The 19,864-nt window shown below is 36.9% G+C and carries 18 protein-coding genes; 4 read left to right on the top strand and 14 right to left on the bottom strand.

The genetic code is table 11. From position 1 onward, the window contains the following. Window positions 1-2: 2 nt before the first annotated feature. The 5 genes from CHRYMOREF3P_RS08555 to CHRYMOREF3P_RS08535 all read right to left on the bottom strand — a co-directional run bounded on the left by CHRYMOREF3P_RS08555 (window position 3) and on the right by CHRYMOREF3P_RS08535 (window position 6,496). Window positions 3-1,919 carry a fumarate reductase/succinate dehydrogenase flavoprotein subunit gene (locus CHRYMOREF3P_RS08555; protein ID WP_180564392.1) on the bottom strand — a complete coding sequence of 639 codons (1,917 nt, stop codon included), beginning with the start codon at window positions 1,917-1,919 and terminating at the stop codon, window positions 3-5. An 11-nt stretch (window positions 1,920-1,930) separates the two neighbouring features. Then, entirely contained in the window at window positions 1,931-2,587 is a 657-nt protein-coding gene (locus CHRYMOREF3P_RS08550; protein ID WP_047387121.1) for a succinate dehydrogenase cytochrome b subunit, read from the bottom strand. Between the two features lie 16 nt (window positions 2,588-2,603). Further along, on the bottom strand, window positions 2,604-4,034 hold the full coding sequence (locus CHRYMOREF3P_RS08545; RefSeq protein ID WP_180564391.1) for an anion permease: 1,431 nt from the start codon (window positions 4,032-4,034) through the stop codon (window positions 2,604-2,606). A gap of 20 nt (window positions 4,035-4,054) precedes the next feature. After that, a complete protein-coding gene (locus tag CHRYMOREF3P_RS08540; RefSeq protein ID WP_047387125.1) occupies window positions 4,055-5,221 on the bottom strand; it encodes a porin in 1,167 nt (388 codons plus the stop codon). Between the two features lie 225 nt (window positions 5,222-5,446). Continuing rightward, window positions 5,447-6,496 carry a linear amide C-N hydrolase gene (locus CHRYMOREF3P_RS08535; RefSeq protein WP_180564390.1) on the bottom strand — a complete coding sequence of 350 codons (1,050 nt, stop codon included), beginning with the start codon at window positions 6,494-6,496 and terminating at the stop codon, window positions 5,447-5,449. A gap of 357 nt (window positions 6,497-6,853) precedes the next feature. Here CHRYMOREF3P_RS08535 and CHRYMOREF3P_RS08530 point away from each other — a divergent pair, with 357 nt between their 5' ends. From CHRYMOREF3P_RS08530 to CHRYMOREF3P_RS08520, 3 genes are all read left to right on the top strand, one after another. Next, window positions 6,854-9,076 carry an ATP-binding protein gene (locus CHRYMOREF3P_RS08530; RefSeq protein WP_232538992.1) on the top strand — a complete coding sequence of 741 codons (2,223 nt, stop codon included), beginning with the start codon at window positions 6,854-6,856 and terminating at the stop codon, window positions 9,074-9,076. Window positions 9,077-9,097: 21 nt separating this feature from the next. After that, window positions 9,098-9,649, top strand: a complete 552-nt coding sequence (locus CHRYMOREF3P_RS08525) for a biliverdin-producing heme oxygenase (protein WP_180564389.1) — start codon at window positions 9,098-9,100, stop codon at window positions 9,647-9,649. Window positions 9,650-9,766: 117 nt separating this feature from the next. Continuing rightward, window positions 9,767-10,693 (top strand): malate dehydrogenase, encoded by a 927-nt coding sequence (locus CHRYMOREF3P_RS08520; RefSeq protein WP_045500033.1) that lies wholly within the window; start codon window positions 9,767-9,769, stop codon window positions 10,691-10,693. Window positions 10,694-10,851: 158 nt separating this feature from the next. Here the strand turns inward: CHRYMOREF3P_RS08520 and CHRYMOREF3P_RS08515 are convergent, their stop codons facing one another. The 7 genes from CHRYMOREF3P_RS08515 to CHRYMOREF3P_RS08485 all read right to left on the bottom strand — a co-directional run bounded on the left by CHRYMOREF3P_RS08515 (window position 10,852) and on the right by CHRYMOREF3P_RS08485 (window position 15,195). After that, window positions 10,852-11,769: an alpha/beta fold hydrolase gene (locus CHRYMOREF3P_RS08515; protein ID WP_180564388.1), complete on the bottom strand. Its 918-nt coding sequence runs from the start codon at window positions 11,767-11,769 to the stop codon at window positions 10,852-10,854. A 55-nt stretch (window positions 11,770-11,824) separates the two neighbouring features. Next, window positions 11,825-12,376, bottom strand: coding sequence for a putative glycolipid-binding domain-containing protein (locus tag CHRYMOREF3P_RS08510; RefSeq protein WP_180564387.1), 552 nt, complete (start codon window positions 12,374-12,376; stop codon window positions 11,825-11,827). 24 nt (window positions 12,377-12,400) lie between these two features. Beyond that, window positions 12,401-12,973 carry a Crp/Fnr family transcriptional regulator gene (locus tag CHRYMOREF3P_RS08505; RefSeq protein ID WP_180564386.1) on the bottom strand — a complete coding sequence of 191 codons (573 nt, stop codon included), beginning with the start codon at window positions 12,971-12,973 and terminating at the stop codon, window positions 12,401-12,403. Between the two features lie 123 nt (window positions 12,974-13,096). Further along, entirely contained in the window at window positions 13,097-13,330 is a 234-nt protein-coding gene (locus tag CHRYMOREF3P_RS08500) for a hypothetical protein (protein ID WP_180564385.1), read from the bottom strand. A gap of 113 nt (window positions 13,331-13,443) precedes the next feature. After that, window positions 13,444-13,980, bottom strand: coding sequence for a GNAT family N-acetyltransferase (locus CHRYMOREF3P_RS08495; protein WP_077419323.1), 537 nt, complete (start codon window positions 13,978-13,980; stop codon window positions 13,444-13,446). Window positions 13,981-13,996: 16 nt separating this feature from the next. Then, window positions 13,997-14,389, bottom strand: a complete 393-nt coding sequence (locus CHRYMOREF3P_RS08490; protein ID WP_180564384.1) for a VOC family protein — start codon at window positions 14,387-14,389, stop codon at window positions 13,997-13,999. A gap of 20 nt (window positions 14,390-14,409) precedes the next feature. After that, the gene (locus CHRYMOREF3P_RS08485) at window positions 14,410-15,195 is read right to left on the bottom strand and encodes a hypothetical protein (protein WP_180564383.1); all 786 of its coding nucleotides are present in this window, start codon (window positions 15,193-15,195) and stop codon (window positions 14,410-14,412) included. A 103-nt stretch (window positions 15,196-15,298) separates the two neighbouring features. Here CHRYMOREF3P_RS08485 and pafA point away from each other — a divergent pair, with 103 nt between their 5' ends. After that, entirely contained in the window at window positions 15,299-16,945 is a 1,647-nt protein-coding gene (gene pafA / locus CHRYMOREF3P_RS08480) for an alkaline phosphatase PafA (RefSeq protein WP_077419326.1), read from the top strand. 60 nt (window positions 16,946-17,005) lie between these two features. On the opposite strand, the gene CHRYMOREF3P_RS08475 is transcribed toward pafA, so the two are convergent. Together CHRYMOREF3P_RS08475 and CHRYMOREF3P_RS08470 are read right to left on the bottom strand one after the other, a co-directional pair. After that, complete coding sequence (locus CHRYMOREF3P_RS08475) at window positions 17,006-18,139, bottom strand: tetratricopeptide repeat protein (RefSeq protein WP_180564382.1); 1,134 nt, start codon at window positions 18,137-18,139, stop codon at window positions 17,006-17,008. Then, window positions 18,136-19,764 carry a helix-turn-helix domain-containing protein gene (locus CHRYMOREF3P_RS08470; protein ID WP_180564381.1) on the bottom strand — a complete coding sequence of 543 codons (1,629 nt, stop codon included), beginning with the start codon at window positions 19,762-19,764 and terminating at the stop codon, window positions 18,136-18,138. Before CHRYMOREF3P_RS08470 ends, CHRYMOREF3P_RS08475 begins: the two co-directional genes overlap by 4 nt. Between the last annotated feature and the right edge of the window lie 100 nt (window positions 19,765-19,864).

Below are 19,864 nucleotides of genomic sequence, written 5' to 3'. Positions count from 1 at the left end.
TTTTATTTGTAACTTCTTACCGTTGGCTGAATTTCTTCAAAGGTTAAAGGCTCTTTAATCAGTTCAGGTTCTCCATTTTCACCTGTCCACGCCCATGCGGAGATAAACTGGTATTCCGCATCATTTCTCATCGCTTCCCCGTCCGGAGTCTGGAATTCTTCCCGGAAATGCGCTCCGCACGATTCGTTACGGGTTAAGGCATCATAGCACATCAGTTCTCCGATTTCAAAATAATCGGCAACGCGGCCTGCTTTTTCCAGTTCGGTATTCATTTTATCTCCCTGCCCGGAAACCCTTACATCCTTATAAAATTCCTCTTTCAGTTTTCTGATTTCCTGAATGGCATATTTCAGACCTTCTTCATTTCTGGCCAGTCCGCAATAATCATACAGGAGTTTTCCTAATGTTTTGTGGAAATAATCAACGGTTTTAGTTCCTTTAATACTGATAAAATCACGAATCTGCTCTTTAACGGCATTTTCTGCCTGTTCAAATTCAGGAGTGTTCGGTGAAATTTTTCCGGTATGAATTTCATCTGCCAAATAGTTCGCAATGGTGTAAGGAGCAATGAAATAACCGTCTACAGAAGCTTGTAAAAGAGAATTGGCTCCCAATCTGTTGGCTCCGTGATCCGCAAAATTAGCTTCACCTAGGGCAAACAATCCCGGAATAGTAGTCATCAGCTCGTAATCTATCCAAAGTCCACCCATTGAAAAGTGTGCAGACGGAGAGATCATCATAGGTTCTTTATACGCATCATAACCTGTTATTTTCAGATACATATCGAATAAGTTTCCATATTTTTCACTGATCTTATCTTTCCCCTGTTCCTGTATTGCTTTTGAAAAATCGAGATACACTGCATTTTTCAAAGGCCCGATTCCAAAACCTGCATCAATTCTTTCTTTTGCTGCACGGGAAGAAATATCTCTCGGAGCAAGATTTCCGAAAGCCGGATATCTTCTTTCCAGGTAATAATCTCTTTCATTTTCGGGAATATTATTCGGAGGTCTGTTTTCACCTTCTTTCAATGGGACCCAGATACGACCGTCATTACGTAATGATTCAGACATTAAGGTCAGTTTAGACTGATAATCTCCGGATTGTGGAAGAGAAGTAGGATGCACCTGAATCCAGCTTGGAGAAGCCATTAAAGCTCCCTTTTTGTGGGCTCTCCAGATCGCAGAGCCATTGCATCCCATGGCAAGGGTAGACAGGTAATAGATTTTACCATACCCTCCCGTTGCCAATACTACAGCATGGGCTGCATGTCTTTCAATGTCTCCGGTGTCTAAATTCCTTACGATAATTCCTCTGGCTTTCCCATCAACAGTGACCAGATCAAGCATTTCATGTCTTGAAAACAATTGTACAGAACCTTTTCCAACCTGTCTCATCAAAGCCTGATAAGCTCCCAGAAGAAGCTGTTGCCCTGTTTGTCCTCTCGCATAAAAAGTACGGCTTACCTGAACCCCTCCGAAGGAACGGTTATTCAGATATCCCCCATATTCACGTCCGAAAGGTACACCTTGAGCTACGGCCTGATCGATGAGGTTCAGAGAGCACTCTGCCATACGGTATACATTCGCTTCACGGGCTCTGAAGTCGCCTCCTTTCAGTGTGTCTACAAACATCCGGTAGATACTGTCACCATCGTTTTTATAATTTTTTGCAGCATTCACACCTCCCTGGGCTGCCACAGAGTGTGCTCTTCTCGGGCTGTCCTGGAAACAGAATGATTTAACATTATATCCCATTTCTCCCAAAGAAGCAGCAATGGAACTTCCTGCCAGTCCTGTTCCTACTACAATGACATCCAGTTTTTTGCGGTTGGCAGGGTTAACGAGTTTTGCTTTCTTTTTATAATTATCCCATTTATGTTCTAATGGGCCTTGTGGTATTTTTGAATCTAAAATCATGACCGTTCTGTTTAATGATAAGTAAAGAATACATACACCGGCATCAATGCAAAACCTACACAGATAATGATTGAATAGGCAATTCCTATAGTTTTGAACCATTGTACAAACTTAGGGTGATAGAGCCCCAATGTTCTTACAGCACTGTGTATCCCATGGATCAGGTGATAGCATAAAGCAATCATTGATAAAACATAAATGATAACGTACCACCATTCTTTAAAGACATTCACTACTAGAATGTACAGATCCTTATTTCCGTTTTCATCCAAAGGCGGATTTCCGAATTTGTAGATATACCAGAAGTTCTGGAAATGGATCACCAGGAAGATCAGGATTAATGTCCCGAGAATTCCCATATTTCTGGAAGCCCATTTACTGGCTCTTCCACGTCTGTCCGACTGATAACCGCCACCAGACTTTTTATTTTTTAACGTAATGATCAGCCCGTCTACAGCATGTAGAATAATACTGGCATACAAAACATAAGAAACTATTTTGATAATAATATTTCCGGATAGAAAATGCGAATAAGCATTAAATTGCAGGTGCGCCTGTTCTTGTGGCAGAAAAAGCTGAAGATTTCCGAGAAAATGAATCAACAGGAAGAATCCCAAAAAGAGTCCTGTAAGGCACATCAGCATTTTTCTTGACAGTGTTGATAACATATTTTTTATTTTATGATTAATAATATCCTAAGACTTTCATCCACAATCCTCCTACAACCATATAAATGATCAATAGAACGATCCCTATTTCAAGACCTCTGACCCACCATGCTTTCAGGTCTACATATCCGCTTCCGAAGAATACCGGAGCCGGGCCATGGCCGTAATGGGTAAGTACCCCATAAATAGAACCCATGAAACCCAGCATCATCGCCAATAGCATAGGAGGAATTCCCAAAGAAACCCCAACACCCAGCAATGCTGCATACATAGCTGCTACGTGAGCGGTAGCACTGGCAAAAATATAGTGACTGAAGAAATAGACTACAATAATAACCGGGAAAGCTACCTGCCAGCTCAGACCTCCAATTTGTACCTTGATAAGGTTACTGAACCAGCCAATGAAACCCAGTTCATTTAAAGAACTTGCCATCATCACCAGTACAGCGAACCAAACAATGGTATCCCATGCTCCTTTTTCACTTTTTACATCCTCCCAGGTCAATACTGAGGTTAACAGCAATAATGTTAATCCGATAAATGCAGTAGTGGTTGCATCAATAGAAAGTGCTCCGCCAAATATCCAAAGGGCTAACAGAATGAAAAATGCCAGTAACATCAGCCATTCATTTTTAGAGATAGGTCCCATTTCTTTTAATTTCTGAGCTGCCATTTTCGGAGCATCACCTGTTTTTTTCAGTTCAGGCGGGTATAGTTTGTACAATACCAAAGGAACGACAAAGAAGGCTACCGCACCAGGAATGAAACCTGCAGCAGCCCATGACATCCATGTAATATCAATACCCAGGTTCGCTGCAAATTTCTGACACATCGGGTTACTTGCTGTCCCGGTAAGGAACATAGAAGAAGCGATGAGGTTCATATAATAACTGTTCAACGTTAGGAATGATCCTAATTTTCTGTGGGTTTCAGGTTTTTCAGGAACGGAATCAAAGCTGATAGCCATAGATTTCATGATAGGGTAGATAATTCCACCTCCTCTCGCTGTATTACTCGGAATAGCAGGGGCCAGACAAACATCGGCAAGTCCTAATCCGTAAGCCAATCCCAATGAACTTTTACCAAAAATCCTGATGAATAGAAAGGCAATACGGTTTCCAAGTCCCGTTTTGATAAATCCTCTGGCAATAAAGAATGAAATCCCGATCAGCCAGATTACTTTATCTCCAAAACCGGAAAGCGCTTTGGTAATAGATTTTCCAGCATCTCCCGGAGCCACAACCTGCGTAAGGGCTGTAAAACCAATGGCCATCATACACATTGTACCCATTGGTGCTGCTTTAAGAATAATCCCTAAAATAGTTGCCGCAAAGATGGCGAACAGATGCCAGGCATTCTCAGCAACACCTTCCGGAGCAGGAATGAACCATATGATTAACGCAACAGCAAATGTAATCGCTACGTTTTTGATATTAATTTCTTTCATGATACTAACTATTTAATCGTTTAGAATCTACTCTGTACCTGCACAATGAATAGATTGTTATTGTATTGTGATGTATTTTCCACCTGATATTTGTAACGGTCAAACTGAACCCCCAACTGAATTCTTGCACCGTAATTTTTCAAAAATTCCAATCCGAACATAGGAGTGATCGTTTGTCTTGGGTTGGAAGCCATTCTGAAATTGGTATCAAGGTATTCGTACCGGCATGATAATTCAAAAGCACTGAGGTTCTTATGGTTGATCTCATATCTTAAATTCGGAAGAAAATAAGCTCCTCGAATCAGATACTGATCAGGATTATCAGGGCGTAGTTCAGGGGCAATGGAATTGTACAGAACGTGGTTGGTCGCCTGTTTGGCTTCCAGCTGCATATCAAGGCTCCATTTTGGATCAAATTGGATCAGTGAACTCAGATCTACTCCCAGAGCATATACTTTTTTGCTAAAAACTTCCCCGGTACCCGCATTTAGTCCTACGTTAAAATTATATTTTTTGGAGAGTCCAAAAACCAGACGGGTAGAATATTGTTTTCCGTTATCGTTGTCATTGATTTGATTCTTTCCATTTCCGTTGACTACCGAAACAGCATATTGGAAAGGGATTTCTCCTAATTGAAGCTGTCCTGTAGCAGACATTCCGATCTGGAAACTCGTCCAGCCCAGTTTTCCGAATTCAGTATACTGATTGGACCAGTCTAAAGATTTAATAATATCAATAGGGTAAGTTTCTTCGATACCGAACCAAGGTCTGAACTGTCCTACCGTAATTGCTAATTTCGGATTGAAGGTGTACTTCAGATAAGCATTTTCAAGAACTCTGCTTTTAGGATCATTTTTAAAATCGGCAAGGTTGGCCAAAACAACAACTTCTGTACGTTTACTGATCTGTGCCCGTACCTGAATCCTCATGTATTTGAGCATGAAATTATTATCCGTTCCGGAACCATCGGTATGATGGAGTCCGTTGACATCAACATCCTTGGACATCCCCACGAGATAACGTGCCTGAAAAAGGCCTTTGATCTGCAGCTGCGGATATTTTACATTGTCTTCTTCCTGTGGAGGTGGGGTGGTCTTCAGAGAATCCTGATTTTGCGCATAAGCTGATAACCCACAGGCCAGCATGCACAGGATCAGGCTTTTCTTTTTAATCGAAAAAAAGGCCATATCTATTTTTGTTTTTTTATTGTAAACTTTATTTTACCATTACTTTCCTGCATGCACTTAAATGAAAGACAAGTATTTTAAACTATCTGTCAAATCTTTGATTTGGCATCTATCCCGAGGAAAGGAGTGGCTACACATTCAATTATAGTGCTGCATACTTAGGTCTTTTCATCTGCTGAGGGCAGATTGTTTTTGCATAAGCGTAAGCGGTTTGTGGTAAAATATCTATTTTAATCCTAAGAATGTGAACGGTGCAGATTCTTTAAAATTTGCGTTGGATTTACCGTTGTAAGTGTTATTATTACTAAGATCCAGTTTCATTACTTTTCCCTTAGAGCTCAGGTCGAAATCTTTAAGATCTACCCAGAAAGTATTCGGTGTGAAAACCGTTTCAAAATAATACACCAGGTTTTTCTGATCCGAGACAGAACGCCATCTTGTTGAAGAAATATTAGGCTCTGTTGCAGAGGTGATTCCGTAAGGAACGGAACAGTTTCTGATGACACTGAAAACACTGGCCACCGCTGTACGGGTATCGGCAGTCTGCGGAATTGCATTCACATAGTAAGAAGCTCGTACAAAGCGGTCTGCAGCGCGGTTGGTTCCCGGAAGCATAACTGTTCCCGGAATTCCTTTCCAGTAATTGTTAAGGGCCAGCTGTTCTTCAAAAACAGGAGAATTGGTCATTACCGTATAAGATGGATCATGATGAATGACCAGTTTACCGGCAATATACTCAAATACAGCATTGTCTCCTGAAGCATCGGAAATGGAAAGATGGACTGTTGTAAATCTTTCTGTTCCCGGAATATAATCACTTACAATAACAAACGGTTCTTTTCGTGAAAATTCTACTGCTTCTTTTACGGTGGCAAAATTATCGAGATAATATTGTGCCCATAATGATATGGCAAGTCCCTTTTTACTTCCTTTTCCATCGAATTTCGGGTACTGGGATTCTCCTAACCAAAGCAGGTTGGCAACCAGTCCTTTTTCGTTCATTCCGTCTGCTGATGCAATATCCCAGGAAGAGCTGATAAGGCTTCCGTATTTGGAGTTCCATTTTACAGATTTAGAGCCTACCTGCCCGTTGCGGTCTATTCCTTTTGGGAAAACCCACAGGTTCGCAGGGATTTCGTCACGCCAGTCCATAGAACGGGCTGTAATAACGGTATTCTGAGGCCCTTTGTAAACCACTCTTGTGCATGCTTCCGATGGATTCCATAATCCTATAGAGAGGACCAGAGAAAATAAAATTAATGGGAACTTTTTCATAATAGTATTATTTGAATTTAAATTTTGTATTGAATTTATTGTGAATAATTCAATTAATTTTGATCATATTCATTATTTGGTGATATAAATTTAGATAAATTTGTTTAAATAAAATAATTATTAAGGTTAATAATGTGTAAATCATGTTATGAATCATAGTTAAAGCATGATAATTGGATTATTGGATATTTTTTTGTATATTTTAGATATATGACATTAAAAGTGGGAAAAAATGAAGAATATTTTAATGTGTTTTTCGGCCTTTTTTTAAACTGATTTTTCTCTTGAACATTTGATAGACTGAAGTTTAAAATCTACGTACCACAAAATAGGAAGCTGTTCCAAAAAACGTTATATTTGATAGATAGACTGAAGAGATATATGAATTTTATAGAATGCCATGAAGAACCTATCCATATTCCGGGTTCTATACAAAGTTTTGGTTATTTGATTGGCATTGATGCGGAATCCCGTACCATTACTTTTTTTAGCAGGAATATTTCGGATATATTTAAAATCGGGAGTTCAGAGGAACTGTTCGGAAGGCAGCTTACTGACTTTCCGGAAAGTTTTCAAAGCATTATTGATTCAGAAATCTATACTTCATTGGATAAGTTTACCAGACGGAAGAATGAAACTTATTTTGATAAGATTTTTATTGGTGATACAGAGTACCATTTTTCTGTTTTCAGAAGTGAACTTTATATTTTTATGGAGTTTGAAGAAGTCCTGATTAACCCCAATAAACGAATTTCGAATAAATACGATAATTTTTATATCATCGATAATGAAAAGGAGCTCTGGAATCATCTTCTGGAAACCCTGTCGAAGGTGGTAAACTATGACCGGATGATGGTCTACAAATTTATGATGGATGGTTCAGGAAAAGTAATCGCCGAAAAGAAAAATGAGAATATGGAAAGCTTTCTGGGACTTCATTATCCGGAATCCGATATTCCAAAACAGGCACGCGATCTTTATCTGAAAAAAAGAAAAAGAATCTTCAGCAATGTATATGCAGATACGGTTCCTATTTTAAGCAGGAGCCCTGAAAAGATTGACCTTACTTACTCAGCATCCAGAGGTATGTCACCCGTTCACGGGCAGTATCTTAAAAATGCAGGCGCTGCTTCAAGCTTCAGTGTTTCCATTATTATTGATGATCATCTTTGGGGATTGGTAACCTGCCAGAATGTAGAACCTAAGCATATTGACCTTGAGGACAGGGTACAGGCAGGAATTTTTACAGCTTTGGCTGCTAATGCTTATTCATCTTTTAAATCCAAGAGTGAACTGAACTACCGTTTGGAACTGAATGAGAAAGTGTCTCAGCTTAAAACGGAGTTTTTAAAACATAATAACCTGTTCGACTCTCTTATTGAGTGTAAGACAGAGATCAGAAATCTGCCTGAGGCGGATGGGCTTGCCATTGTTTCGGATGAGAGTATCATAACAGATGGTAAAACTCCTAATCCGGAAAGTATCAACAGAATTGTCCAATGGGCACTGGGGAATACAAATGAGAGAATCTATGTAAGCCGTAACTTTCTTAAAGAGCACGGTGATGAACTGGATCTGTCTGACAATGCTGCAGGTATCGTTATTTATTTTATAGAAAAGGAGAAAAATGAAATGCTGATCTGGTTCCGGAAAGAGTTTGATGAACACATCAACTGGGCCGGGAATCCTGAGAAAAAGATAAGTGTCTTTTCTCAAAACGGAGAAGAAAAGCAGATGATATCACCTAGAACCTCCTTCCGTATTTTTACAGAAAATATCAAAGGAAATTCTAAAAGATGGAATTCCAGAAATGTGAGTGCTGTACAGGCGGTAAGAGATTTGATTTTAGAAACCTCACACAAAAATTATAATGCAATCAAAAGGCTTAATGATGAGCTGAAAAAGGTAAATGATGAACTTGACAGTTTTTCTTATACCATTTCGCATGACCTGGGAACGCCTCTTACGGTAATGAAACTGAATGCACAAATGCTTTTGGGAAATCTTGCTGATGATTCTATAAAAAGCAAAAACAAGATCAATACGATTATTGAGGAAATAGATAATATGGCGGAAATGATGCATGATGTACTGCAGCTCAGCCGCGCCAAGCATAGTGAAATACAGCTTGAAAGCCTGAAAACGGCTCATACTATTGAAAAAATATCTCAAAATGCCAAGATGACCTATGGCAGTCCAAATAGTGAAATCATCATTAAGGAATGTCCGGATGTACTGGCTGATAAAACAATGCTTCATCAGGTGTTCCTGAATATTATCAATAATGCCGTGAAATATTCTTCCCACAAAGAGCTTCCGAAAGTGGAAATTGAAGGGAGAGAAGATGGCCAGACTATTATTTACAGAGTTTCCGACAATGGAATCGGTATTCCTGAGGAGGAAAAACATAAGATGTTTAAAATCTTCAACAGGATGGATAATGCGAAGAAATTTAAAGGAAACGGAGTAGGGCTGTCCATTGTACACCGTATCATGAAAAGGATAGGAGGAAATGTGGATTATGAAAGCAGCAGTGAAGGAACTTCCTTTATTTTAACGTTCAAAAAGCCTTATATTTGAGAAACTTTTAAAACGTTATTTATGGTATCAGAATATCTTAAACAGAATACGGCAGATTATCACGATGCAGCAGAGAAACTTTTTAATTCTGAAAAGATTTTTAACAAAACTTTCACCTTAGAGGATTATAAAAAAATCATCCATACCAATTACCTGATGCTTCTTCACAGTGAAGACAAAATATTCAGCAGTCTTTCCGGGAAATATGCAGAGAAACTTCAGCTTGATGCAAGAAAAAAGCTTTCACTTATTGAAAAAGATCTGAAAAGCCTTTCTCTGGAAAATCAGGAAGTATCTCATAACCTGGAGTTCAATAACGAGCATGAAGCGCTAGGAGCTATGTATGTGATTGAAGGTTCTACCCTTGGTGGGAACGTAATTGCCAAACAGCTTTCCAAAACGGAAGGTTTTGATGAGGTTACATTCAACTTTTTCGGGTGTTATCAGGAAAATACAGGACCTATGTGGAAAAATTTTAAAGAAGTTCTGGATACGGAGGTAGCTGAAGAAAACTACAAAGAAGTGCTTTCTGGTGCGAAAAAGCTGTACACGTTTTTACTGAACGTCAACTAATTTATTTTAATTCTAATTAAATTCCTGAAAAATTGCGCATTTTTTCAGGAATTGTTAAATTTGGGGAGTTTCAAATTTAAACTTAACTAACAAAAATAATTTTTAAAAAGTAACAATATGAAAGTAACTGTAGTAGGTGCAGGCGCTGTAGGAGCAAGCTGTGCGGAATACATCGCAATGAAGAACTTCTGTTCAGAAGTAGTTTTGGTAGACATTAAAGAAGGGTTTGCTGAAGGGAAAGCAATGGATTTGATGCAGACAGCATCTCTTAACGGATTTGATACAAAAATTACGGGTACAACAGGAGATTACAGCAAAACTGCAGGTTCTCATGTAGCAGTAATCACTTCAGGAATTCCTAGAAAACCTGGAATGACAAGAGAAGAATTGATCGGTATCAATGCTGGTATCGTGAAAGAAGTTACTGAAAACTTAGTAAAACATTCTCCGGAAGTAATCATCATCGTGGTTTCTAACCCAATGGATACTATGGCTTACCTTGTTCACAAGACTTCAGGTCTTCCTAAGCACAAAATCATCGGAATGGGTGGTGCATTAGACTCTGCAAGATTCAAATACAGATTGGCTGAAGCATTAGAAGCTCCAATTTCTGATGTTGACGGTATGGTAATTGCTGCTCACAGTGATACAGGTATGCTTCCGTTATTGAGCAAAGCTACAAGAAACGGTGTTCCTGTAACTGAATTCTTAAGTGAAGATCAACAAAAATATGTAATCGAAGAAACTAAAGTAGGAGGAGCTACTCTTACGAAATTATTAGGAACTTCAGCTTGGTATGCTCCAGGTGCAGCAGTTTCTGTAATGGTTCAGGCGATTGCATGTGACCAGAAGAAAATGATCCCTTGTTCTTTAATGCTTGAAGGAGAATACGGTCAAAATGATATCTGTCTTGGTGTTCCAGCAATCATTGGAGCAAACGGAGTAGAATCAATTGTAAACGTAACATTGACTGCTGAGGAGCAATTGAAATTCGCTGAAGCTGCTAATGCAGTAAGAGAAGTGAATGGAGATCTTAAATTTTAATGATTGCCTGCTTTTAATCAGGAATTAAAATAGATAAAACCCGGCTGTTTCAAATGAAACAGCCGGGTTTGTTTTTAATCTTTGAATATTGATTAAGTTTTTGGCGCGGCCGGAGGCCGCGCCAAAAACTTAATATCTGTAAAATAGTCAATACAATATCACTTTGCAGTATTCACAAACTGACTGACAGCATTCACAAATTCTTTATTTTTTTCATAGTACAAAAGATGCCCGCCATCAATAGAAACTATTTTCTGATTGGGAAAACTAAATGTTTTATAGTGCTGGGTTCCTACTGCTTTATCTTTTTTTCCGGTAATAATCAATACAGGAACATGAATATCTTTTGTGATAGGAGCGTAATCGGCATAATATTCCGGGAAATCTTTGGGTTTTGAGATGACTGCCATTCCAAAGTCGATAATTCGGGGATGAAGAGAGTCAATCTTATCAGATTCTTTTATAGTTTCAATATCTTCGGTCAGAAATTTATATCCGATTCTTTTTTTCCTTAACGCACTGCTGATTTTTGAAAGTTCTGATGAAAGACTGTCTTTAGAAACAGCCCTGGTTTTTGTATGTAAAAGACTGTTCCCATATTCAATCTGTTCTTTGACTGATTCATCATTCAGGAAATGTAAGGTAACATTCGCCAGAATGAGTCCTTTCGTATGCTGAGGATATTTTTTTGCATAACTGACGGCAATGATTCCCCCAAAGGAGTGGGCCAGCAGAAAGATTTTTTTCAAATGGAGATGTTGTCTCATTTCTTCTATATCCTGAACCATTTTATCGAGATGATAGTTTTCCGAAGTGCCGGATGCGCCGGAACCCCGCTGATCCATATAAACCATCTGCATGCTTTTTTCCAGATTATTCCCTCCCATCAGTTCAAAAGAGGGATAGCCCTGCCCGGGACCTCCGGGAACATAGAAACAGGCTTCTCCTTTTCCGGAGACTTTGTATTTGATCTTTACATGATCTGAAGTTTCATAAAAACCTTCAGAATGATGATTCTGAGCTGAAACGACAGCCAGAGATATGAACAAAAAGAGTAGGAAAGAAATTGTTTTCATATAGTAATAACAATTGTAAAGGGATGTTTATTACTAAGATTAAAAAATTATGAGATTAGAGTTCAGCGATTTTCTCAAATAATTCTGGATAGCTAATGACTAATCCCATTTCATCGACTGAAATTTCAGCTTTAAAATCATTTTCAATATTTTCATACAGATATTTATGGGATGCTGTCCTTGTATATTCTTGTTGAACAGGCCTGATTTGCTGATTTAATATATCAATATAAAGAACATCAATTTTTTGAGAAATACTTTCCTGCAGTTTTAAATTGTTGATCGGTAAAGTATTGGTAAATGGAGTGAGGGAAATGTCTATAAACTCACAACCATTGAGTTCAGGGCTTATGGTATTGTTGATTTCCCATTGATCCTGTATTCTTTTTCCTGCAAGTTTGCTTTTAATAGTATTGATCTCGGATTCGATCAAAAAATCCTGAACAATCCAGTTTTTATCAATAAGAATGCTGTAGTTTACAGCAAAGATTTTATCTTCATAGCAACCAATGATTTTTGATTCTGCAGTATAGCTTTTATCATCAGATAGTAAATTAAAATATTCAAGAGATTGGTAAAGAATTCCCTGCCAGATTAGTGTTTTCATATATATAGTTTTGGATGTAATGTATTAACGGGTAATTCTTCGTTTCCGGATTCTGCTTAATGTTTCTCTTGCTACTCCAAGAAATGAAGCCAGCTGAGTGAGCGAGATACGTTGCAGCATTTCCGGATGCTTGGATTCAATATATTCCAGTCTTTGTTTTGCTGTATAAAGTTTGAACAGATTTGAAAATTCTTCTTGTCTGGATGCAAACTGGCGAATACAATGGCGTCCTAAAGTTTCAATTTCGGGTGCATTTCTGGCTGCTTCAAATAGTTTTGTTTTATCAAAGATAACAACATGCAGGTCTTCACAAGCGATGATATTAAATTCAGATTTTTGACCGTTCCCAAAGCTGCTGATATTGGTGACGATTTCATTTTCAAAGAAAAACCCGGTGTTTTTGATATCTCCGTCTATTTCATAATAGCTTTTGCAAAACCCATTATCGATATAAAATAAAGTGTTGCAGACTTCATCTTTCTGTAACATCAGTTCATTTTTCCTGTAATTCCTTTCCGATAGAGCAGGTTGAAGTATTTCCCAGCTTTTGTCCGAAAATGGAGTGAGTAATCTGATATATTTCAGAAGATTTTCCATGATATTGAGAAATTCTGTTTTTTGCGAAATTAATGAAATTGCCGGAGATTATACCTTAGCAACAGGTCATAAAAAAGAGCGGTAAAAACCGCCCTCAACAAAATTTTATCTAACAAGAATATTTTACATATAAACGCATCCGCATCCTGTTTCCCATTCCTGGCAAAGACGCATTGGTTCATTACATCCAGGGTTGCCACCGCCGCCGCCGGAAACTCTGTAGCAGGTTCCATCACTGCAATAGTAAGAGCCTATTGTTGGTGGGCAATTGCCATCCATATCACATAATGCATAAGGAGTGTCACCACCACTGATCATCACAAGCTGATTTCTCTTTAATTTTTTTAAATTTTTCATAGTAATCATGTTTTAATTTGTTGATAACTAATGTATAAAATTTTTAACACACCAGCAAGTGTTTTAATTAATATGGATGTAGATTTTAAGATAGTATTTATTTTATCATAGATTTAATCAAGGTCTAAGGTCATAAAAAGAGCAATTTCTTCTGCATTTTCATACAGTCTTGTGTTCAGTCCGGTAATATTGAATCCCATTCTTCTGTAAAACTGGATGGCTGGATAATTTGTGTTTTGTGTTTCCAGTTCAATTACCCTGCAGTTTAGTTTCCTTGCCTGTTTAAGAGCACTTTTAATCAGCATAATGCCAATTCCCTGTCGTCTGTGTTTTTCATCGATCAGGATGTTTTCAATATAAAAACTGTTGTTCCATGTCCTGTGTTCACAGATGATCCAGCCTGTAAGTTGTTCATCTGCAAAAGCACCAAAAGAATTTCCTTGTTCGATAAAGGCATTGAGTTCTTCCAGATCTTCAGAAGTTGTTTCCCATATTTTGTTGTAAGGGAAAGATTTTTCTTTTAAGTTAAACTCAAAAGAACCTCCAAATTCAATCGAAGAAACAGAATATATTATTTCCGTTGTATAGCCATTATGCCCCCAGTTTAAGCTTGGGTTGGATTCTAATTTTTGTAATTTTTTTATTTCCACATCAGATATTTTAAGCTTATTGAATTTCAGTACAGATTTCTATCAGATAATTATCAAGATCTTTGATGTAAGCTGTTTTTTGCCCCCAGGGTTTTACCGAAATATCTTCATAAAGAATAGCCCCGTTTTTTATTGCTTTTTCTACTAAGGCTTCTACATTATCTGTGGTAAAACCCAGTTCTATTCCGAAAGGTTTATCTTCCGTTTTTGAAGTTAAAAAACCTTTTTTAATATTTGAACCTGCAAGGCTTACAGAGGCAAATGATAGCGTAGTTTCTCCGGTCAGGAGTTCTCCATAATCTTTTTCCGGGGTGATGAATTTTATTTCAGAATCAAAAGTATTTTTATAAAAATTAATAGATTGTTCTACATTTTCCACGTACAGAATGACATATTTGAATTTAATCATAGTATTGAATTAAAATGGTTTTATTTTTTGTTAATAATATACTCTTCATCCACCATCAATTTTATATGGAGACCATGTAAAGGATATTCTTTGAAGCTTCCGAAATGTCCGAAATAAAGAGGGTATTTCTGGGCAAGCTGCCGAACTTTGCTTCCAAAGGAATTGATATCCACCTTTTGGATATTCTCTTTTTTCTGCCTACCATTGCTGAAAAAAAGCATCAAATTACAATGATCATTAAAATTGAAATCATTATAGTAGAAGACATTGAGATTTTCTTCCTGGCAAATCTGCACTAAGTCATTAATAAGATTTTGTTTATGCTGTGCAGGAAGGTTGCAGTCAATTCTGACCATATAATTTTCAGCATTACTTTTTTTTAAATCTGAACCCACCATCTGAATAAACCGGTGTTCAATATTTTTGAAAGCTTCTCTTTTCGGAGGATAGCTTTTACTGGATTGAATAGTAAAGGGAATGCCTGAATTTAGTAATAGAGCATTTTCACAAATCAATAATTTTTCAATTTCTGTTACAAACTGAAAATGAAAGTCAAAAAGCTGATAATCTCCAATAGTAATGATCAGTTGATTTTCATTGATGTTTACCTGTAAATGTATCTGTCTGAAGTTTGCTTTCAGTTTTTCCAACTTTATGAGGAAATCATTTGTGTTTTCAACCTGAACTTTCGCTGCCAGTTCAGCAGGAGTATCGGCATGTCCACCAAATCCCGGATAAAATTTGAAAAACGTAAAGTCATATAGATGATCCGGAAATTTGAAATACCAGTATACGCCTAAAATCATAGAAGGTTGATTGATGAATTGTACAATAATCAAAATTAAATAAAATTTCACACTCCAAAACTTTCAAAACCCTTAAATTTGTAGGCAATAAAAATTTACTTGGATGCTTAGGAACATTTCAATTGCGGCAGCTACATTATTGTCCGTAGTTACAATCAATGCGCAGAAGAACAGAAATACTCAACTGGAAAGACCCAAATTAGTCGTTGGTCTGGTAGTAGACCAGATGCGTTGGGACTATTTATACCGTTTTTATGGTAAGTATGGGAATGACGGTTTTAAGAGACTTTTGAATACAGGATACTCTTTGAATAACGTACACATTCCTTATGTGCCTACCATTACAGCTTTGGGACACACTTGTATCTATACAGGATCTGTACCGGCAATTCATGGGATTGCAGGAAACGACTGGACAGATAAAGAGACCGGAAAAGGGGTTTACTGTACTGCAGATGAGAGCGTTCAGCCAGTAGGAACAACCAATACAAAAATCGGAAGCCACTCACCAAAAAATCTTTGGTCTACTACAGTAACTGACGAATTGAGACTGGCGACCAACTTCCAGGGAAAAGTAGTGGGTGTTTCTTTGAAAGACCGTGCTTCTATTCTTCCTGCAGGGCACACTCCAAACGGAGCTTTCTGGTTTGATGACAGCACAGGAAATTTCATTACCAGCACATGGTATATGAATGACCTGCCTCAATGGGTAAAATCATTCAATGCTCAGAATCTTCCTGAAAAATTAGTAGCAAACGGTTGGAATACCTTACTTCCGATCAACCAATATACAGAAAGTGCACCGGACAATTCTTCATGGGAAGGGCTGCTGGGAAGCGCAAAAACACCTACATTCCCTTACAGCAACTTAGCAAAGGATTATCAGACTAAAAAAGATAATATCCGTTATACTCCTTTCGGAAACACATTGACATTGAAGTTGGCAGAAGCTTCTGTAGAGGGTGAAAAACTGGGTGGAGATAATATTACAGACTTTTTAGCTATCAACCTTGCTTCTACAGATTATGCGGGACATAAATTCGGACCAAATTCTATTGAAGTAGAAGATGTTTATATCAGATTAGACCAGGATTTAGCTGAATTCTTCAATTATTTAGATTCAAAAGTAGGAAAAGGAGAATACACTGTTTTCCTTTCTGCAGACCATGGTGGAGCGCATTCTGTAGGATTTCTTAAAGAACATAAAATTCCTACAGGTTTCTTCGGAGAAGATGCTGAAAAAAATCTGAACCAAAAGCTAAAAGATAAATTCGGAGCAGATAAACTGATCAATGCGATTGATAACTATCAGATTTATTTCGACAGAAAAGTATTGGCAGACAGCAAACTTGAATTGGATGATGTAAGAAACTTTGCAGTAAAAGAAATTGAGAAAGATCCTACTGTTTTATATGCTGTTTCTGTAGATAAAGTTCAGGAGTCAAGCATTCCGGAGCCCATCAAACAAAGAATTATCAACGGAATCAACAGACAGAGAAGCGGAGATATTCAGTTGATTTCTCATGATTCTATGCTTCCTCCATATTCTAAAACAGGAACTACACACAGTGTATGGAACTCTTATGATTCACATATTCCATTGATCTTTATGGGATGGGGAGTGAAGCAGGGAGAAAGCAATAAAGAATATCACATGACTGATATTGCTCCTACGGTATCTTCTTTACTGAAAATTCAGTTCCCAAGTGGAAATGTAGGAAATCCAATTACAGAAGTTATCGGTAGATAAGCTGAAATTATACATTATAAAAAAGCATTCCAGTTTGGAATGCTTTTTTGTTTTCATAGCTTATGATGTTCTTATCATTTGCTGTATCTCTTTATGAAAATTCTTATTCTGTTTTCTGATTTTTATAATAGAATATAAAAGGATAACTATAAAAATACATCCCAGCAGTACAGAGCTAATTTTAATATAACGATAATAGGATTTCAGTTTTTCACTTTTTAAAGAGGTTTCCTTATTATGATTGTCAATGACCTGGTTAATGGATTTCAGTTCATTTTGTTTTCTTTTAAAGCGCATTTCCAGATATTTTTTATTATACTGCTGGTAAAGATTCTGTTGTCCCATGGCAAGATGATTTTCTGCCAATTCCTTGTAGATTCCTTCATTCAGGGTGATATCTCCTATATTTTTACAAAGATTTTCTGCTTTTAACAAAAGGTTTATAGCAGGTTGATTTTCATGTTTTTTCTTGTGTATTTCGGCAATTCCTTTTAAGGCAAAAGCTTCCAGACTTTTAGAGTAATTCTTCCGGGCATAGTTTAAAGATTCCACAAAAGCTTCCTGTGCTTTATCAATTTGATTGAGATTAAGATAACAATACCCGATATTGTATAAGACCACACTCATGTTGGAATTGGTAGTTTTCTTTACAGGTACTTTTTCAAAATTCTGGATTGAAATTAAAAACTTTTCCAATGCAATTTCTGAATTGGACTGGCTCTTGTAAATCATTCCTCTTATGGCATAGCTTGTAGCGGTTTCAACATATTTCAAGGGATTTTTGTCCGGGATTTTAGCAATATATTGGTCCGCTTCATTCAGCGTTTCAAGGCTCTTGCTGAAAAGTTCCATCTGCTGATATTGTATTGCGACAGAGATAAGAACTTCTGCATGACTCCAGGGATCATTGGTTTTCTGGGAAAGTTCCTTTGCCTTCATAATATATCTTAATGATTCCTCAAAGTTTCTTTTGGCAATATGAGCTGTGGAAAGAAGCTTATAAAGTTGGATAGAAGTTTTGACATCATGAGATTTCTTTAACAGCCGTTCCCCAATTTTAATTGTATTATCAGGATTGTCATAAATTTCAAGCCTGGCCTTTTTCATTAAGACACTATCCGGTGTCTTTTGAGCCTTTGTGAAAATACAAAAGGATACCAGGAGCAGTGGCCATATTTTTAAAAGTGATTTCATACGGTTTTGGTTTTACTGATTTCCTGAATATAGGCATTGGGAGACATTCCGGTGACGGATTTGAAAACGGTTGTAAAGGCACTGTGTGATGAGAACCCTGAATATTCTGCAAGATAGCTTACTTTATAATTAAGAAAGGTGGAATCATTCCTTAATAGCTGTACAATATGATTGATCCTTAGTTTGTTAATGTATCCATTGAAATTTTTCTCTTTGTTGTTGATGACTTCAGAAAGGTATTTTGTATTAATTTCCATTTGAGAGGAAAGCATAGATAAGGACATATTTTTATTCAGATATCCGTTGGATTTTTCAAACTCTTCAAGTTTCTGAAGGATTTCATCTTCTTTTTCCCTCGATATTTTGTTGAAACCGGCATCTTTTGCTGTTGTAGAAGCTTTATTTAATAAAATGGGTTGAGGTTTCTCATTGCTCTGTTTTTTAAAGAAATCAAACTGCTTTTTTAAATCTTTATTTTTGCTTTTAATAATTAAAAAATAGATGGACAGGCCAATAATAATCAGGAATAGAATGAGAGCCAGAGGTAAGAAGGACCTAAGGAACATCAGTTTTTGAAATTCAATATTTTTATTCTGATTGGTTTCAACAAGTTTTACAATATATCGTATTCCTTCTTTCGAGCTTGCATCGGTTTTTGTTTTTAAATCATTATAGAGTTTATTGTATTGATGATATTTTACATCATCATGAAGTGCGTAATAGTTGCGGGATAATGATTCGTAAATTTTAATTTTTAAATTATTAAAAGACAGATCTTCAATCAAAAAGAGTCCAGCTTCCAGTTTCTCAACAGATGTTGTGTAATCCTGTTTCAAAAAATAATACTGGGACAGATTCTCATACGCTAAACCTAAAAGAAATGGTTGATTGGTCTGGTGTTCAAGATCAGAAATAATATTTTCTATAAGCGCTTTATATTCAACAAGTCTATTTTGTTTTAGGAGATAAGAAGAGCGGAAAATTCTGTTTTCCATTTTTAATATTCTGTTTTCTTCATTATGATCGCTGAGGTACTGATTACTTTTATCAAGGTTTTTGAATGCTGCAGGATAATCTCTATTGATTCCTGAGTTCAAAGCTTGCAGTTGGTACAGCTTTGCTGTGGTTATTCGTAATGCGGCATCATTACTTTTAAGAAGCTTCTGATCAGATAAAAGATGGGTAATAATTCTTTTTGACTGATTGTACAGACTCAGATTTTGGTATTGGTCAGCAAGATTATAATCACTGAAAACCTGCATAAAATAAGAAAGTTCATTTTTCGGATCGGCATCTTCTTTCTGCGCAAAAATATTCACAGATTGTATGTAATCGCCTTTCATAGCAAAAGCCTGTGAAATAATGTTTTGCAGTACAATTTTATGCTCTGTATTCTGATCACTTACGAGGATTCCCTGAGTATAGCTGATGCATTCGTCAGAATTCTGATACAATTTCAGAAATGCCTTATCTGCCAAAATATTAAAGTCCGGACCTGACTGTCCACTGGTAATAAAAGAACAGCAAATGAAAATAAACAGTAATATTTTTCTGCTATTTTGAAATAATTTTTGTCTTGATAGTTTGTTTTTTGTGCTTTTTTGAATAGTTCGGGTAAAATCCATATTCAAAATGATGTTTTGTATCTAATTGATTATTATTTGTTTAGAAATTAAACTCTTTTAAAATTCACGAATTATGAAAGTCTATTTCTTTGGATAGGGT

Origin of the sequence: Chryseobacterium sp. JV274, assembly GCF_903969135.1 — a bacterium.
In the GTDB taxonomy this organism is placed as follows: Bacteria; Bacteroidota; Bacteroidia; order Flavobacteriales; family Weeksellaceae; genus Chryseobacterium.
The sequence above is the reverse complement of the archived record's forward strand: the minus strand, read 5'-3'. Positions and strand labels throughout refer to the sequence as shown.

What these genes read in the sequence shown, in the direction of transcription:
- pafA (WP_077419326.1), top strand. Translation starts at nt 15,299, where the DNA reads ATGCTTAGGAACATTTCAATTGCGGCAGCTACATTATTGTCCGTAGTT.
- CHRYMOREF3P_RS08470 (WP_180564381.1), bottom strand. Translation starts at nt 19,764, where the DNA reads ATGGATTTTACCCGAACTATTCAAAAAAGCACAAAAAACAAACTATCA.
- CHRYMOREF3P_RS08540 (WP_047387125.1), bottom strand. Translation starts at nt 5,221, where the DNA reads ATGGCCTTTTTTTCGATTAAAAAGAAAAGCCTGATCCTGTGCATGCTG.
- CHRYMOREF3P_RS08485 (WP_180564383.1), bottom strand. Translation starts at nt 15,195, where the DNA reads ATGATTTTAGGCGTATACTGGTATTTCAAATTTCCGGATCATCTATAT.
- CHRYMOREF3P_RS08475 (WP_180564382.1), bottom strand. Translation starts at nt 18,139, where the DNA reads ATGAAATCACTTTTAAAAATATGGCCACTGCTCCTGGTATCCTTTTGT.
- CHRYMOREF3P_RS08505 (WP_180564386.1), bottom strand. Translation starts at nt 12,973, where the DNA reads ATGGAAAATCTTCTGAAATATATCAGATTACTCACTCCATTTTCGGAC.
- CHRYMOREF3P_RS08550 (WP_047387121.1), bottom strand. Translation starts at nt 2,587, where the DNA reads ATGTTATCAACACTGTCAAGAAAAATGCTGATGTGCCTTACAGGACTC.
- CHRYMOREF3P_RS08555 (WP_180564392.1), bottom strand. Translation starts at nt 1,919, where the DNA reads ATGATTTTAGATTCAAAAATACCACAAGGCCCATTAGAACATAAATGG.
- CHRYMOREF3P_RS08535 (WP_180564390.1), bottom strand. Translation starts at nt 6,496, where the DNA reads ATGAAAAAGTTCCCATTAATTTTATTTTCTCTGGTCCTCTCTATAGGA.
- CHRYMOREF3P_RS08500 (WP_180564385.1), bottom strand. Translation starts at nt 13,330, where the DNA reads ATGAAAAATTTAAAAAAATTAAAGAGAAATCAGCTTGTGATGATCAGT.
- CHRYMOREF3P_RS08490 (WP_180564384.1), bottom strand. Translation starts at nt 14,389, where the DNA reads ATGATTAAATTCAAATATGTCATTCTGTACGTGGAAAATGTAGAACAA.
- CHRYMOREF3P_RS08520 (WP_045500033.1), top strand. Translation starts at nt 9,767, where the DNA reads ATGAAAGTAACTGTAGTAGGTGCAGGCGCTGTAGGAGCAAGCTGTGCG.
- CHRYMOREF3P_RS08515 (WP_180564388.1), bottom strand. Translation starts at nt 11,769, where the DNA reads ATGAAAACAATTTCTTTCCTACTCTTTTTGTTCATATCTCTGGCTGTC.
- CHRYMOREF3P_RS08545 (WP_180564391.1), bottom strand. Translation starts at nt 4,034, where the DNA reads ATGAAAGAAATTAATATCAAAAACGTAGCGATTACATTTGCTGTTGCG.
- CHRYMOREF3P_RS08525 (WP_180564389.1), top strand. Translation starts at nt 9,098, where the DNA reads ATGGTATCAGAATATCTTAAACAGAATACGGCAGATTATCACGATGCA.
- CHRYMOREF3P_RS08510 (WP_180564387.1), bottom strand. Translation starts at nt 12,376, where the DNA reads ATGAAAACACTAATCTGGCAGGGAATTCTTTACCAATCTCTTGAATAT.